General features: G+C 42.3%; 11 protein-coding genes. 10 read left to right on the top strand and 1 reads right to left on the bottom strand.

Features of this window, described 5'->3' with window-relative positions:
- Positions 1-74: 74 nt before the first annotated feature.
- From AVL57_RS10700 to AVL57_RS10670, 7 genes are all read left to right on the top strand, one after another.
- Positions 75-1,040 (top strand): LysR family transcriptional regulator, encoded by a 966-nt coding sequence (locus AVL57_RS10700; RefSeq protein WP_057791519.1) that lies wholly within the window; start codon positions 75-77, stop codon positions 1,038-1,040.
- Between the two features lie 102 nt (positions 1,041-1,142).
- Positions 1,143-3,602 carry a TonB-dependent receptor gene (locus AVL57_RS10695; protein ID WP_057791521.1) on the top strand — a complete coding sequence of 820 codons (2,460 nt, stop codon included), beginning with the start codon at positions 1,143-1,145 and terminating at the stop codon, positions 3,600-3,602.
- A 35-nt stretch (positions 3,603-3,637) separates the two neighbouring features.
- Positions 3,638-3,919: a hypothetical protein gene (locus tag AVL57_RS10690; protein WP_057791523.1), complete on the top strand. Its 282-nt coding sequence runs from the start codon at positions 3,638-3,640 to the stop codon at positions 3,917-3,919.
- Between the two features lie 20 nt (positions 3,920-3,939).
- Positions 3,940-5,550: a PepSY-associated TM helix domain-containing protein gene (locus AVL57_RS10685; protein WP_057791525.1), complete on the top strand. Its 1,611-nt coding sequence runs from the start codon at positions 3,940-3,942 to the stop codon at positions 5,548-5,550.
- Positions 5,550-5,822: a DUF3325 family protein gene (locus AVL57_RS10680; protein ID WP_057791528.1), complete on the top strand. Its 273-nt coding sequence runs from the start codon at positions 5,550-5,552 to the stop codon at positions 5,820-5,822. Before AVL57_RS10685 ends, AVL57_RS10680 begins: the two co-directional genes overlap by 1 nt.
- Positions 5,823-5,936: 114 nt before the next feature.
- A complete protein-coding gene (locus AVL57_RS10675; RefSeq protein WP_057791530.1) occupies positions 5,937-6,902 on the top strand; it encodes an alpha/beta hydrolase in 966 nt (321 codons plus the stop codon).
- A gap of 4 nt (positions 6,903-6,906) precedes the next feature.
- Positions 6,907-8,109 (top strand): RNA polymerase sigma factor, encoded by a 1,203-nt coding sequence (locus AVL57_RS10670; protein ID WP_057791532.1) that lies wholly within the window; start codon positions 6,907-6,909, stop codon positions 8,107-8,109.
- Here AVL57_RS10670 and AVL57_RS10665 read toward each other — a convergent pair.
- Positions 8,106-9,479 carry a hypothetical protein gene (locus AVL57_RS10665; RefSeq protein WP_057791534.1) on the bottom strand — a complete coding sequence of 458 codons (1,374 nt, stop codon included), beginning with the start codon at positions 9,477-9,479 and terminating at the stop codon, positions 8,106-8,108. The genes AVL57_RS10670 and AVL57_RS10665 overlap by 4 nt on opposite strands.
- Before the next feature lie 815 nt (positions 9,480-10,294).
- Between AVL57_RS10665 and betB the strand changes: the two genes are divergently transcribed.
- The 3 genes from betB (at position 10,295) to AVL57_RS10650 (ending at position 14,749) form a co-directional block, all read left to right on the top strand.
- The gene (gene betB, locus AVL57_RS10660; protein ID WP_057796107.1) at positions 10,295-11,758 is read left to right on the top strand and encodes a betaine-aldehyde dehydrogenase; all 1,464 of its coding nucleotides are present in this window, start codon (positions 10,295-10,297) and stop codon (positions 11,756-11,758) included.
- A complete protein-coding gene (gene betA / locus AVL57_RS10655; protein WP_057791536.1) occupies positions 11,758-13,428 on the top strand; it encodes a choline dehydrogenase in 1,671 nt (556 codons plus the stop codon). Before betB ends, betA begins: the two co-directional genes overlap by 1 nt.
- A 103-nt stretch (positions 13,429-13,531) precedes the next feature.
- The gene (locus AVL57_RS10650) at positions 13,532-14,749 is read left to right on the top strand and encodes a BCCT family transporter (RefSeq protein WP_057791538.1); all 1,218 of its coding nucleotides are present in this window, start codon (positions 13,532-13,534) and stop codon (positions 14,747-14,749) included.
- Positions 14,750-14,753: the final 4 nt, after the last annotated feature.

Here is a 14,753-nt window from a genome sequence, read left to right as displayed (position 1 = left end):
AAAGTTTATGTCCTCGAACTGACACAGCGATAGTCACATTAAACTAAGCGCTAGCAAATGAAAAAGAAGATGTTATGAAGATAGAAGACCTGCAAGTCTTGCTCAAGGTAGCAGAACTGCATTCAATTACTGCTGCGGCCAATCAACTAGACATCAGTTCTTCTGCCGCAAGCGTTGCACTAAAGCGCATAGAGCAACAGCTTGGCACTCAGCTATTTGTGCGAACCACCCGCAAAATTCGGTTATCCCCAGAAGGGGAGCGTTTTCTGCCCTTATGTCAGCAAGCGGTAGATTTGTTGCAGCAAGGTGTTATGCGTATCAGCGAAAAGCAGCAAGACATTAATGGCGAAGTGAAAATGGCCATGTCTTCCGAGATGGGCCGCAACCTTATGCGGGTATTGCTAAACGATATTATGAATGGGCATGAAGACTTGTCGCTGAGGTTGCAGGTAAGTGACAGCCGAGTCGACTTCTATCGCGACGGGGTAGATATTGCTTTAAGAGCCATGACGAAAAGCGCAGTTCAAGAACTTAATATGTATGGGTTCAAAATTTGTAATATTCCACACTTTATCTGTGCATCGCCTACCTACATAGAAAAGCATGGAGAACCTACTACTCCCGAAGAATTAGCCAATCACAATGCATTGCTTTACAAATTATACGAGCTAACACACGACGGTTGGGATCTCTTTAAAGAAAAAGAGAAATTCAAAGTGAAAGTTAAAAGTAACCGCGCAGTGAATGACGGCGATATTGTGCGCCGATGGTGTGTGGACGGCGTGGGAGTAGCGAAAAAGTCTGTTATCGATATTGCAGAAGATTTACTTGCTGGGCGACTTCAGCGGATCATGCCGGCTTATCACATACCCCTAACTGAAATGTGGCTGGTATTGCCTAGCAGGCAGCTTATTACCCCAGCTGTACGGCACATTCGCGATGAATTAAAAGTGAAAATTAATCAACTAAGAAATGCGCTTCTTGATAACAACATGATAAGTGAAGAAGAGTGGCCTATTGATGAACAAATCATCAAATAAGGATTTTATGTAAATTAAGTTGAACTAAATACTGTGTTTAATTACCATGCGCGCATGATAATGAAAGTGATTATCATTTGCACTTAATAACATGGATACATAATGCACATAAACCTCACACACACATCGAAAATTAGCGCTGCTACTGCACTTTTCTCTCTCTTCTATACTACTGCTATATCGGCGCAGACTGCGGAGCCAGCGAAAAATGACTCGTTAGAAAACGGCGAAGACACTGTAGTTCAAGAGCAAAAAGCGACTGATGAGAACCTTGATATTATTACCGTTTACGGTCGTCATAACCGATTAATACTAGAATCGGGCACAGCGACCAAGTCGAACATGAGTCTTATGGAAACCCCTGCTGCTGTCGTTCTGGTAGATGGAACCTTGTTGAAAGAGCAGGGCGTTGACACACTACAGGAAAGTATTCGTAATATTAGCGGATTAACGCAAGACGGTAATAACTACGGGGTAGGTGATAACCTTGCTATTCGTGGACTAGGCGTTAATTACACCTACGATGGCATTTATGCCGGTGCTGATTTAGGTAATAGCTACAACCCAACACGTTCAATGACTAATGTTGAAAGCATTGAAGTATTGAAGGGCCCTGCAACAGGTCTTTACGGTATGGGTGAAGCTGGCGGTATTATCAATCTTATTGAGAAAAAGCCCCAATTTGAAGAACGATACGAAATACAGGCATCGGTAGGCAGCTGGGATAGTTACTCATTAATGTTTGATGCAACAAATGCTATTAATGACTCTTTGGCCTACCGAGTGGTAGCTAATCACGAACAATCTGACGGTTATCGTGGTCTTAGCGATGAACGTAGTGAGTTATATACTTCGTTACGCTATGACTACTCTCCAGACAACAAGTTCTTAATCTCCGCAGCCTATATTGACGATGCTATTCAGATTGATTCTATTGGCCATCCTGTTCGCTTGCTCGATTTAACATTACTAGAAGCCGATGCTGGCAGCGTGACTGCAGCAGATCTAGTAAATGGCGACGCAGATAGTGGAGGCTTGCAACTAACCGATGAACAAATCGCCGAACTTGCGGCTTCGTTAACGTCTACCGATGGTGTTCAGCCTTATGACTTAGGCGATACTAGCCTTATTTCACCTATTTCTGAGCCAAATCAAGGTAAAGAGTTTCGCGTAAAACTACGCCAAGATGTGAACTTAGCAGAAAATTGGACACTGACTCAGCAACTTCAATATCGTACGTATGAAACGGATTATATTCGTCAAACCAGTGCATATAACTATGTGTATACAGAACGTACCGACATCATTAATTTAGCGCCTCGAGCGCCATTGGTGATTGATGATGTGTTGTACCCCTTTGCAGCCCGTAGACAGGAATATCGTAACATTGTCGCCGATGAGAAAGTGTGGCAGTACTTCATTGATGTGACGAATACGTGGTCGGCTGGCGGTGTTGAAGGTGAGCACTTATTTAGTGCGAACTATGAAGATCACGAAATGTCGTACGCACAGTGGTCTATATGGGACGCTGATGATACTCGAAGTGACGCCGTGCCTTACATCTTGGATATTCGCAATCCAAACTGGCCTACGGGTACGTTTGACGATTACAACCCTTCATTACGAAGTAAATATGAAAAGGATGTATCTAGCTGGGGCGTAAGTTTCCAAGAAGTGCTTTATTTCAATGAGTACTTCACTGGACGTTTCGGTGGTGCTTATGGTGCCGTTAAACAAACTTACTTGAACCAATTCAGCGATGGTAACCCAGAGTATGATGCCGACGATGATGGTTTTACCTATAACTTAGGCCTTACTTATAAAGTGACACCTAATATTTCTACGTTTATTAACCACTCTAAAGGCAGAACCGCATACAGTGTCTTAGGTTCACTAAGTGAGGAAAATAACCGCCCAGATTCAGAATCAATCTCATGGGATTTAGGGCTACGTTTTACCGCTTTGTCTGAACAGTTGCTTGGTTCAATTGTTGTTTTTGATACCGCGAGAACTAACCTGCAGTACACCAACCCATTATACGAAGATAACATTGACGATCCCGCTTACAACATTGATGTACCAGAGTTTTATTACGATGAACAAGAACGTACAACGGGTGTTGAAGTTGATATTAACTTCGATATAAATGAGCAATGGGCATTAAATACCAATGCTACATACCAAGATCCTGTTACCGAACCTGGTGATTTTGCAAGCAGTACCGATGAAGAGCAAACCAAGGGTATTGCTGAAAAAACGGCGAGTGCATGGTTAACCTATAGTCATGTATTTAGTGCCTTGCCTGCGCCAGTGAAATTCAGTGTAGGTGTGTCTTATGAAGATGAGCGTACTATTTCTGCATCGGCATTCGGTATCGACTATGCCTTCGTGGATTCATACACAGTGTGGGATGCAGCCATTAGCTACGTATCAAATGATTGGGACATCCAGTTAAACATCAAAAACCTTGATAATACCGACTATTACAGCAATGCCATGTACCTTGGTGGTCTTCCTGGTGAGGAAAGAAACGCCAAATTATCTGTGGCTTACCGCTTTTAATTTTACGCATTGCAGTTATACAGGTTTTAAAAAGTTTGAATAAAAACGTAGACATCATACTGCGTAGCATAGCCGCCGTTATTGGCGGCTATGTGCTATCCGCACTCTCATCAATTTACTTAACCTACGGGTTAGTAAACTTACTATATATAAATGAAGGCGTGGCCGTGCTATCCGCTAGCATGCTGAGCTATATCGTATTTTTTGCTTTTTTCATTGCCAGCTTCGCGGTTTCCAATATTGCAAAATGGTTAATTTTCTTAATCTTATTGATTGCAGTGGCAGTGTTATTTTTACCCTTGGTTGACGTACTGTGAAAACAACATTCAGAAAATCTATGATATGGCTTCACACATACTTAGGCTTAATAACCGGGTGGTTGTTGTTTGCTATTTTTGTGACGGGAACCCTTAGCTATTTCACGCCAGAAATAACCTACTGGATGATGCCAGAGCGACAGGTTATCGTGATAGATGAACAGCAACAAAACCAAACGTACGCACAAGGCCAGCGCTACCAAGTTGAGAAGTCTATAGACTACCTAGAAACGCACGCAACAAATGCCACTTCATGGCGTGTTTATTTACCCACACAGCGAGATCATCATTGGTATGTTCAGTGGAGTGAAGGCAAAACGCGCCATTTAGTAAGTTTTAATAAAGATGCCATACCCATAGAGACAAACACAGACACCAAAGGCGGTCTATTTTTCAGAAATTTCCATTACACCTTACAACTAAGAGGGTACGGTGGGCGCTATATTGCTGGGGTTGCTGCTATGGCCATGCTGCTTGCGCTTTTCACCGGAATATATACCCACAGACGTTTTTTCAAAGACTTCTTCACTTTAAGAAAGGGTAAGGTAACAAAGTGGACTACTGATTTTCACGCGTTGATTGGCATTGTAACGCTGCCTTTCTGCCTAATGATTTGTATCAGCGCTATTATGATTTACGCCATTATGTATATGCCCTTTTCAGCAAACATGCATTTTGAAAACGGTGAGCGGGGTGTTAATAAAGCCATTATTCCATCGTTGCCAGCACTTGGTGAAAGTACACAGGCAATAGATAAACGTGGGATGAAAAAAGACATTCTTTATTCTACCATTTTGGCCGACTTAAAAATCAAGTGGCAAGAACCCAACGCGATTAAGCGCATAACCATAGAATCTCCATTTATGGAAAATAGCCGATTCATTATAGAGCGAACCAAAAGCCTAACTGTTTCGAATCGCGCAGAGCGTGTGGTCTATTCAAGTTATACCGGCACTCCACTTGAGGGCTATGCCGATGAAAGTGCACCCGCCACTTTTAGGCGAATAATGTATGGGTTACATCAAGCTAACTTTGCCACTATCGGTTTACGTTGGTTACTGTTTGTTTTAGGTGCATTGGGTAGCGCGTTAATTGCAACAGGGCTAATAATTTGGGTTAACCAGCGAAGAACTGCCTATCTGAATGCTAACTCTCATCAATTGGGCTTGCCTTTATCCTTACGTATTATGGAAAAGGGCAATATCGCCACAATAATGGGGCTCGCGATTGCCACATCCGTTTTCTTGTTGGTGAATCGGCTATTACCTGCTGATATGGCTAACCGTGCAGATATGGAAGTGAATGCTTTTTTCGTTGTATGGCTATGTAGTATAGGGCATGCCATTATTCGGCCAAGTAAAAATGCTTGGTATGAACAAACATGTATTGCCGCCTTGTGTTATCTAGCGTTGGCAGTCGTCTCGTTTAGTATACCTTTTGAACGTACCCTTGATGCCCTTGCTACTTTAGATATAACTTACCTAAGCTTTACGGTTGTATTTGCACTGTGTGGCGTGGGCTTTATTACTCTGGCTCGCTGGTTAAAGGTTCGCCTGGTACAAACTTCAGATAGATATGATCTAAATGCAAAGTCTGTAGACGTACCGAACATAAAAGCGAGAAAACGGTAATGGTGTCAGTATCTATATTAGTAATATTGGGCATTGCATTACTTGCGATAGCAAGCGATAAACACGTTAAGCGAGTAGCAAGCAAATTCAATCGCAAGCGAAGGGCAGTAGTTCAAACTACAACACGGGTTAGTGGATGGCTATTATTGGGCGGTTCGTTGTTAGCGGCAGTTTATGCGCCACTTCCTTTATCGATATCACTGGTTTGGTGGTTTACCTTAGTAGGCTGCGCTATTTTATTAGTGGCACTCGTTATTAATAAGGGTAATTAATAGCAGTAACTCTTCGCATCAGTGACTAAAAATAGCCAGCTAAAGTTTCTTCTCTAAAAATGTTGTCACACTTTTTCCACTCGGCGTGACTATACATAAAAGAGGAGTTAAACCATGAAAATTTTAAATGTAACCACGCTATTTTGTGCTGCCTTGTTGGCAGTTAATTCGCTTAAAATATATGCAGATGAGCAAGCGGTAGCCACTCAACCTGTTATGGTCTACGAACAAACTACGCCTTTAACATCTGCTACCACTAATAACATTCTCAATGCCGAACACTCGAACAAAGCTAAAGAACTAAATGTGTTATTTATACCAGGTTTAATGTCTAACGCTTCAGTTTGGTCAGATTTATCTCAGGGGCTTAGTAATCATTATGAACATGAATATCGAAGCCACTTTGCTCAAGTAGCAGGGTTTGCAAATAACAAAGTTTATCCTAATAGTCGATTATCCAAAATTACCGCTGGGCTAGTATCTTATATTGAAGATAACAACCTGAATAATGTGATAGCTATTGGGCATAGTATGGGCGGTCATTTAGCTTATCAATTGGCGCTTGCGCTGCCAGATAGAGTAAGTAAAGTGGTGTCAGTTGATGGCTTACCATTTATTACGCCTATCTTTACTCGAAGCAATCAGGTAACTGCAGCGCAGGCAAATCCTTATGCGAATAAATTGAAATCGCAGTACGCCAATATGGATAGTGCCCAATTAACTGCCTACACGCGAAAAGGCGTAAGCATTCAGGCCGCCAGCGAACTACATCAAACGAAAGTACTGTCTATGGCATCAGGTTCGCACCCCGAAACAGTAGGGCAACTAATGGCTGACTTGATGACATCGGATTTGCGTTCGGCTATCGCTACTAGTAACACTCCTATATTATTTCTCGGCGCCAGTGGCGGGTTTAATAGCGACGATAACAAAGAGATGGTTGCGCGCTTATACAAAGAACAATTTGCTGAAGCACGCCAAGCAAATGTAATAATGAATACCCAATCTCGGCATTTTATTATGTTCGACGATTTGCCCTGGTTACTGCAACAGACAACACAGTTTATCGGAAAGGAGTAAACGCATGGACGTGTATTCTTCAGATGTCATTGCCGCACAAAGCGGAGATCTTAAAGCCTTCGAACGCTTAATAAATGCGAGTAAAAATACCGTAACTGCAATTGCCCTTGGCATTGTAAGAGATATAGATGCTAGCGAAGACGTAGCGCAAAAAGTATTTATTAATTGTTGGCAGAACCTAGCGAGTTTAACTAATCCTAAAAGTTTTATGCCTTGGGTACGCCAAGTGGCCCGTTACATGGCCATTAATTACCTGCGAGACAACAAAGTTTCACAATCGATAAAAGGTGATGAGGGCGAAAGTATTCTGGCAAGTTTCTGCAAAAGTGACGATACGCTAGAAACTAGGGTGTCAGACGAGCAAACCAAGAAAATAGTAGCAGCACTTATTGATGAATTGCCATCAGATAGCAGAGAAGTGGTGCTGTTATATTATCGAGAGCAATGCTCTACAAAGCATGTTGCGCAGTTACTTAATATTTCAGATGCTGCGGTAAGACAAAAGCTTTCACGGGCACGAGCCATGCTTAAAACCCTAACATTGGATAAATTCAGCCGCGTTATTATTGCCACAACGCCGGCAGTTACATTTACGTCAATGACACTATCATTGCTAGCTAGCACTAAACCCGCCGCAGCGGCGGTAACCGCTGGGGCTACGGGAAGCGCATCAAAAAGCGGCGTACTTACCAGTATCTGGAGCAAAGTAATATGGGTGTTAAGTGGCGCTATGTTTGGTGCGCTTGTTGCCATGATGGCGGTAATTGCTTCACATAAATTGGCTGAACGCTATATGCAGCATGAATCTGACAAGAAAAAGCTTAAACAAGTGCGCAACTACACTTTAGTGTGGATTTTCGTTTGGGGTGTTTTATTTGCCGCCTCTTACGAGTTTTCTACTGGGTTTATAGCACCATTATTAACCTACTGCGGGTTTGGTGCAGGTATCGCTATTTTAACAAAGCGTGCTCATCAGATTATTTACTCGCCATCGCAGAAACTAAATTCGCCACCTTCTGATACAGAATTCAGTCTATATGAACAGCACGAGCAGCATGCTCAGCTCGGCGAGGAAAAAAGTACAGATGTTCAGGTTAAACAACCCGTTAAAGTTGCTAACGTGCTAGGGCTGTACGGTGGCCTAATTCTTGGTTTTGTAGGGTTGATCGCAGGGCTAATCAATAGTGGTCGATTGGTTATAGGTTAATCTGCTTCTCTTACTTCTAGTGCTTCAATATTAATAATAGTAGAGCGGTTTAACGTTATTTTAAATCGCTGAACTTGCTGCTGCTTTTGTTTGTTGGTATGCATTAATACCACGTTTATTTGATAGCGACGCTCAACAGCTTGTTTGGTGATTTTGTTATTTTCTAGCGAATACAGCTTACCTTCGCCTTTTTTTAAGAAGCGAATAAAAGGGGTAAGATTAAAGTAAATACGCTGTTGTATATCGTCGTAACCTGGCAAAAAGCTTTTCGCATTCACGCGAGTGTCGCTACGAAAATGAAGCAACTGGGCTGCCTGTTTGTTTTGCTGCCTACGGGTTTGATACAACTTATCTACCTGCTTGGGTAAATCTCTATTGCGAATGTATTCAAGCCAAATAGTTTGGGTGGCAATTCTGCTTTTATTTACACTGTGGCTATAAATAATCTTCCACTTCGGTAGACCTTTTTGAATACGCCGCCAAATTACCCGAGTAATGTCTTCTTTAAAGATTTCCCTAAGCCCGTAAATAACACCAAGAATTCCCACGAAGGCCACAGTCACTTCGGTAAAGTTGGTGCGAGCGTTTAGTACCAACACCATCACTGCCGCCATAATTACTGCGGTTACTGTACCCTTAACTAACCGGTTCAAATAGGTATTCAGGCTTTTCGTTTTCTTTTGAAATACCACGCCGTATTCAATTAAACGCTGTAGTAGTCGCATTTTGTTAGTAATACGATTTGGATCGTCTAACGTAATCTGCGAGTTATATTGATTATCTGCACGGTACTGATTTTCTCGTCTACAAAAATCGAAAAGAAATTTCCGTTCACTGGAATAATCGCTACTTTTCGGGGCAGAGGACAGCAGCTTTAAAAACGACTGTTCAACCTGCCAACTTAAATAATTATCCGCATTTTCAAAATACGCTCGTAATTTTTCATCAGAAGGGGTGTAGCGCCTAAGCTTTTTTAGCAGATCTGAGGTTTGCTCAGCCAGCACGATGGCTTGTGGGTAAAATTCTTTGCTGTCTTTAATCTTTAGCGTTTGCTTAACGTCTGTGTCGAGTGCGGTACGAATTTGATACGAATACAAATTTAGATTTAACCGGTAGTCACTTTGCTCGCCTTTTTTCTGACTAATGAAGCGACTACGAACCAAAGGGACATGTAACTGATCTGAATAATAGGCACTGTGGTTTTGAATACTGTGATGAAAATACTGTTCTTCGGTAAGGGTTTTCGAGCTTATACCCATTTCATCAGGCAGTGAGAAATACAAGTCAAGACGCTGATGATCGCTCGGCAATAGCTGATAATCGACTCTTAAAGACAGGTTTTCATCTTGCGTGAGTTTAATCTTGTGCACTTAGGTAATTTTCGCCTTATTCATCACAGTGTTACCGCTTCTTACGAAAGTATGCACTAGTTTGGTTTTGTCACGAGCAATACTACGGATTATATCGCCCTCATAGGGCGCTATTATACTTTGAAACCATTCGAAGGAAATAATTCTGTCTATCTAATTAAGCAATTAACGCTGATTTCCACAAATTTATTTGGTTGTTTTATAATCTGACCATAAATTAGTGCTTAGTGTAAAAAATTGTTCGTGTTCTATCTAATCGGTAATTCTAAAAAGTGAGTGTTCTTATTGGCTAGTACAACCACCCTTCAAAATCGTACACAAATAAAACTAAACTGAAAGAAATTAGTCAATAAAACAGCTAATTGTATTTATTTTAACCATTCCTTTTGGGCGCAAACAAAGCTCCTTAGATTTAGTTCAAATCATTTTTATGCAAATTCAGCCTTTGTCAACGTTGAATTATTAGTGTTATTACCTTAGTATTTATTTTTATTGAACGATCAATTAATAAAAAATACACATTACTCAGATAGAGTTGAATATCTTCTTTAGTCTTCAATACTGAATAGAACCGCTTCTTGAATTGAAGTTTCGATTGGCAGTTATATAAGGGGTTCAACGTATTTGTAGACTTCGGTGAAAACGCTATCTGTGAACGTTTTAAGCATAAATAACGGATTCAAGACGTTAATCAAACGGTATGTGTGTTATTCGAGCGCTCAGGTCTGCGTAAGGCAGTAAGCACGCCTGACGAAGTAAATTGGACAATGTTAGCGAGTTCTAATCTGCTGACAGTTATCAAAATAGGTTTTAATGTGACGACCCCGGTTTATCAAAATTTTATTCATGGCCAATTCATTGCCAATAAAAGCGGCGAAACATTTGCGGTTAAAAACCCCGCTACCGACGAAGTTATTTATCACGTTGAAGTGGCAGATGATGCTGTTCAACAGGCGGCAATAGCAAGCGCAAAAGAAGGCTTTGCTACTTGGTCTGCTATGACACCGGTAGAGCGCAGCCGTATTCTATTAAAAGCAGTAGCGTTACTTCGCGAACGTAATGATGAGTTGGCTAAAATTGAAGTGCTAGATACCGGTAAGCCTTGGCAAGAAGCCGAATGTGTTGATGTTGTTACCGGTGCTGATGTCATTGAGTACTTTGCTGGCCTGGCTCCTACACAAGTAGGGCAACAGCAGATGGTAGGCGAAGATTTCTACTACACACGCAAAGAGCCTCTTGGCATTTGTGCAGGTATTGGCGCGTGGAACTATCCATTACAAATTGCGTGCTGGAAATCTGGCCCTGCATTAGCGGCAGGCAACGCATTAATATTTAAACCTTCAGAAGAAACACCATTAGGAGCCATTAAACTGGCTGAAATTTTCTTTGAAGCGGGCGTACCAGCGGGCGTGTTTAATGTTGTACAAGGTGCAGCAGAGGTAGGCCAATGGTTAACTCAAAGCCCTGATATTGAAAAAGTGTCTTTTACTGGTGAAGTCGGTACAGGCAAAAAGGTAGTGGCTAGCGCAGCAGGCTCGTTAAAAGACGTAACCATGGAACTTGGCGGTAAATCGCCATTGTTGGTGTTTGAAGACGCCGACGTATCGCAAGCGGTTAGCGCAGCCATGTTGGGTAACTTCTATACCCAAGGTGAAGTTTGCACAAACTGCACACGAGTGTACGTACATAAATCGGTATACCAAGCGTTTATAGACGAACTTAAAACCCGTACTGAAGAAAACATAATTGCAGGCGACCCGCTCGATCCTAACGTAAATTTAGGCGCGCTTATTTCTAAAACTCATCAAGACCTAGTGATGAGCTACATCAACAAAGGTGTAGAAGAAGGCGCTACTGTGCTAACAGGCGGCACAACACTAAGCCCAGAATCTGCGCCAAACGGCTACTTTGTAGCGCCTACTGTATTCACCGATTGCACAGACGATATGACTATTGTTAAAGAAGAAATCTTTGGCCCAGTCATGAGTGTATTGGTGTTTGAAGATGAAGCCGATGTTATTCAGCGTGCTAACAATACTCATTTAGGCTTGGCTGCGGGTGTGTTTACCAAAGATATTAAACGAGCACACCGTGTTATCCATAAGCTTCAAGCGGGTATTTGCTGGATAAACAGCTATGGTAATTCGCCGGCTGAAATGCCTGTGGGCGGCTATAAGCAATCGGGCATTGGCCGTGAAAATGGTATTGAAACGCTAGATCACTACACACAGACCAAATCAGTATACGTGGGCATAACTGACATAGAGAGCCCGTTTTAATGAGTATACAGTCATATGATTTCATCATAGTAGGTGCTGGCTCTGCGGGGTGTGTGTTAGCTAACCGACTATCAGAAGACGCAAACAATAGCGTACTTTTGCTAGAAACCGGCGGCAGTGATAAAAGCATTTTCATTAAAATGCCCACGGCATTGTCTATACCCATGAATAGCGACAAATATGCATGGCAGTTTCACACTGAAGAAGAGCCGTTTCTAGATAACCGTAAAATGCATTGCCCTCGAGGTAAGGTATTAGGTGGGTCTTCATCTATTAACGGTATGGTGTACGTTCGCGGCCATGCAAAAGATTTCGATGAATGGGAAGAACACGGTGCACAAGGCTGGAATTACCAAGCTTGTTTACCTTATTTTCAAAAAGCCGAGTCTTTTTATTTAGGTAAAGATGATTATCGTGGTGGAATGGGCCCATTAGGGGTTAACAATGGCAACGAAATGGCCAACCCTTTATACACCGCCTTTATAGAAGCGGGTCAAGAAGCGGGTTATGCCGCAACGGCTGACTATAACGCCGCTCAGCAAGAAGGCTTCGGCCCCATGCACATGACCGTGAAAGACGGCGTGCGTAGCTCGGCAAGTCGCGAATATTTAGATCCAGTTAAATCCCGTAAAAATCTTACGCTTGTTACTGGTGCTCTGGCTGAAAAAGTATTGCTTGAGGGCAAAAAAGCAGTAGGTGTGCAGTACAGCGTAAATGGTAAGAGCGTTACAGTAACAGCCAATAAAGAAGTGGTGCTAAGCGCTGGCTCTATTGGCTCGCCGCATCTATTACAGCTTTCTGGTATTGGCGACAGCGACACTCTAAAAGCAGCAGGCGTTGACGTTAAGCACCATTTGCCAGGGGTAGGGCAGAACCTACAAGATCACTTAGAGTTCTACTTCCAATACAAGTGCAAACAGCCCATTACGCTTAATGGTAAATTAGGGCTCATTTCAAAAGGTCTTATTGGTGCACGTTGGATGTTTACCCGCAAAGGGTTAGGGGCTACCAATCACTTTGAGTCTTGTGCGTTTATTCGCTCGAAGCCGGGTGTTGAATGGCCTGATATTCAATATCACTTCTTACCAGCGGCTATGCGTTACGACGGGCGCAGTGCCTTTGATGGCCATGGTTTTCAGGTGCATGTTGGTCACAACAAGCCTAAAAGCCGCGGTGCCGTTACCATTAAAACGGCTAACCCAACCGACGCACCCAAAATTCAGTTTAATTACTTGCAGCATCAAGACGACATTGAAGGCTTTCGTGCCTGCGTGCGCTTAACCCGTGAAATTATTGAACAAAGTGCGTTTGACGATTACCGAGAAGATGAAATTCAACCTGGTAAGCATGTTCAAACCGATGAAGAAATCGACGCTTTTGTGCGCCAAGCGGTAGAAAGCGCTTATCACCCGTCTTGCTCGTGCAAAATGGGTGAAGATGCCATGGCGGTAGTGAATTCCAAGACGCAAGTTCATGGTGTTGAGCGCTTACGTGTGGTGGATTCTTCAATTTTTCCCACAGTACCTAACGGCAACTTAAACGCGCCTACCATTATGGTGGCCGAAAAAGCGGCAGATTTAATTCTTGGCAAGCCAGCGTTAGCCCATTCACCGGTTAGCGTTACTACATCTGCTAATTGGGAAACGGTTCAGCGCAATTCAACCATTTAACCTGAACGGCTTACACGTACCCAAAAGGCATTTTTGGTACGTATGAAAAATATAACAACAGGAAGAAAGATGAAGCATTATCGTTTGTTTTGGGGAGGTAGTAATGACCTTATGGCTTAATGCTGGGATCATTTTCACCCTATTGGCCATTGTGGTTATTCTCGCGAAATGGGGAAATGTGAAGTGTATTGGTGTAACACCGGTAAGACTTTTCACCTTCATTGCTATCCTATTTACCTCAGGCCTAGACGTTGGCCTAATCATGTTTCCGCTTACCGAGTTCGGTGGTTATGAGAACATAACAGCGAACCCTGAATACGCTTTTACTAACCCAATTGCCATTGAGTTTGGTTACTGGGGCTTTCTAATATGGGGCTTTTACTTTCTTACCTGTTTTTATTTTTGCGTGGTAGAGCCCAAGGTTAAGTTTTTTGAAATACCTTTGGTTAAATTCATTAATAACGTAGTGATTATAGGCACTTGTGCATTTACGGCGTTTTTACTGTTATCGAATTTGCCATGGTACTTACCGGCTATCGGCGATGGCGAGTCCATCATACCTACTTTTTATTTTATCGTGTTTGCGGCTATCTGCTTTGCGGTTTATTCCAGTACCGACATTAAATATGTGCGGTTATTGAGCATCTCTACCACATGGTTGTTTATCGCGTTGATTGGCTTTATGTGGGCTGGAGCGTTCTTGGGGAGCGACAGTCAAATTGCTGCTTTTACGCATAATTTAGAGCTGATAGGCAGTTACTTTGGAAATATAGAACACTTTGTATTGCCGCTAAACGACTACCACGAGTTTTATTTATTTTGGTGGTTCGCATGGAGCATCATGATTGGGCAGTTTACCTCGCGTTTTGTGGGTGGCTTACGCACCTATCAAGTGCTAGGCGCCATGCTGATATTTCCATCAATACCTATTGCTGTGTGGTTCAGTGTTATTTATCAATATCACGAGGCAGGTATACCCACTACAGGTTTGAAAAATTTTGCGATGGCCTTCGTAGGAATTGTATTTGTTATTAACTCCCTAGATTCGCTTATTCGCCTGTATACAGACAACCTCAATTTAACGGTAAAGCGCTTTGGTAAATTGAAATATATTGCCATGAATGTCGCCATGCTTTCCTTGCTTACATTGCTTTTCAAGTTAGAGTTTTTACAAATTCAGTGGGTAGGTGCATTAGTCATCGGCCTGTTTTTCAGCTGCGCGTTTTTCATGCTGTACCGTAAGCCGAAAACGGTAAGAAATATCGATAGTTCTCCTAAAGACAACGAAATCGATTTTACAAAAATAGATTCAGGGCCGTAAGAGC

The sequence above is a fragment of the Alteromonas stellipolaris genome (genome assembly GCF_001562115.1).
Lineage (GTDB): Bacteria > Pseudomonadota > Gammaproteobacteria > Enterobacterales > Alteromonadaceae > Alteromonas > Alteromonas stellipolaris.
The sequence above is the reverse complement of the archived record's forward strand: the minus strand, read 5'-3'. Positions and strand labels throughout refer to the sequence as shown.

Bases quoted from the DNA above. Each gene is read 5' to 3' on its own strand.
- AVL57_RS10700 (WP_057791519.1), top strand. From the start codon at position 75: ATGAAGATAGAAGACCTGCAAGTCTTGCTCAAGGTAGCAGAACTGCAT.
- AVL57_RS10695 (WP_057791521.1), top strand. From the start codon at position 1,143: ATGCACATAAACCTCACACACACATCGAAAATTAGCGCTGCTACTGCA.
- AVL57_RS10685 (WP_057791525.1), top strand. From the start codon at position 3,940: ATGATATGGCTTCACACATACTTAGGCTTAATAACCGGGTGGTTGTTG.
- AVL57_RS10680 (WP_057791528.1), top strand. From the start codon at position 5,550: ATGGTGTCAGTATCTATATTAGTAATATTGGGCATTGCATTACTTGCG.
- AVL57_RS10675 (WP_057791530.1), top strand. From the start codon at position 5,937: ATGAAAATTTTAAATGTAACCACGCTATTTTGTGCTGCCTTGTTGGCA.
- AVL57_RS10670 (WP_057791532.1), top strand. From the start codon at position 6,907: ATGGACGTGTATTCTTCAGATGTCATTGCCGCACAAAGCGGAGATCTT.
- betA (WP_057791536.1), top strand. From the start codon at position 11,758: ATGAGTATACAGTCATATGATTTCATCATAGTAGGTGCTGGCTCTGCG.
- AVL57_RS10650 (WP_057791538.1), top strand. From the start codon at position 13,532: ATGACCTTATGGCTTAATGCTGGGATCATTTTCACCCTATTGGCCATT.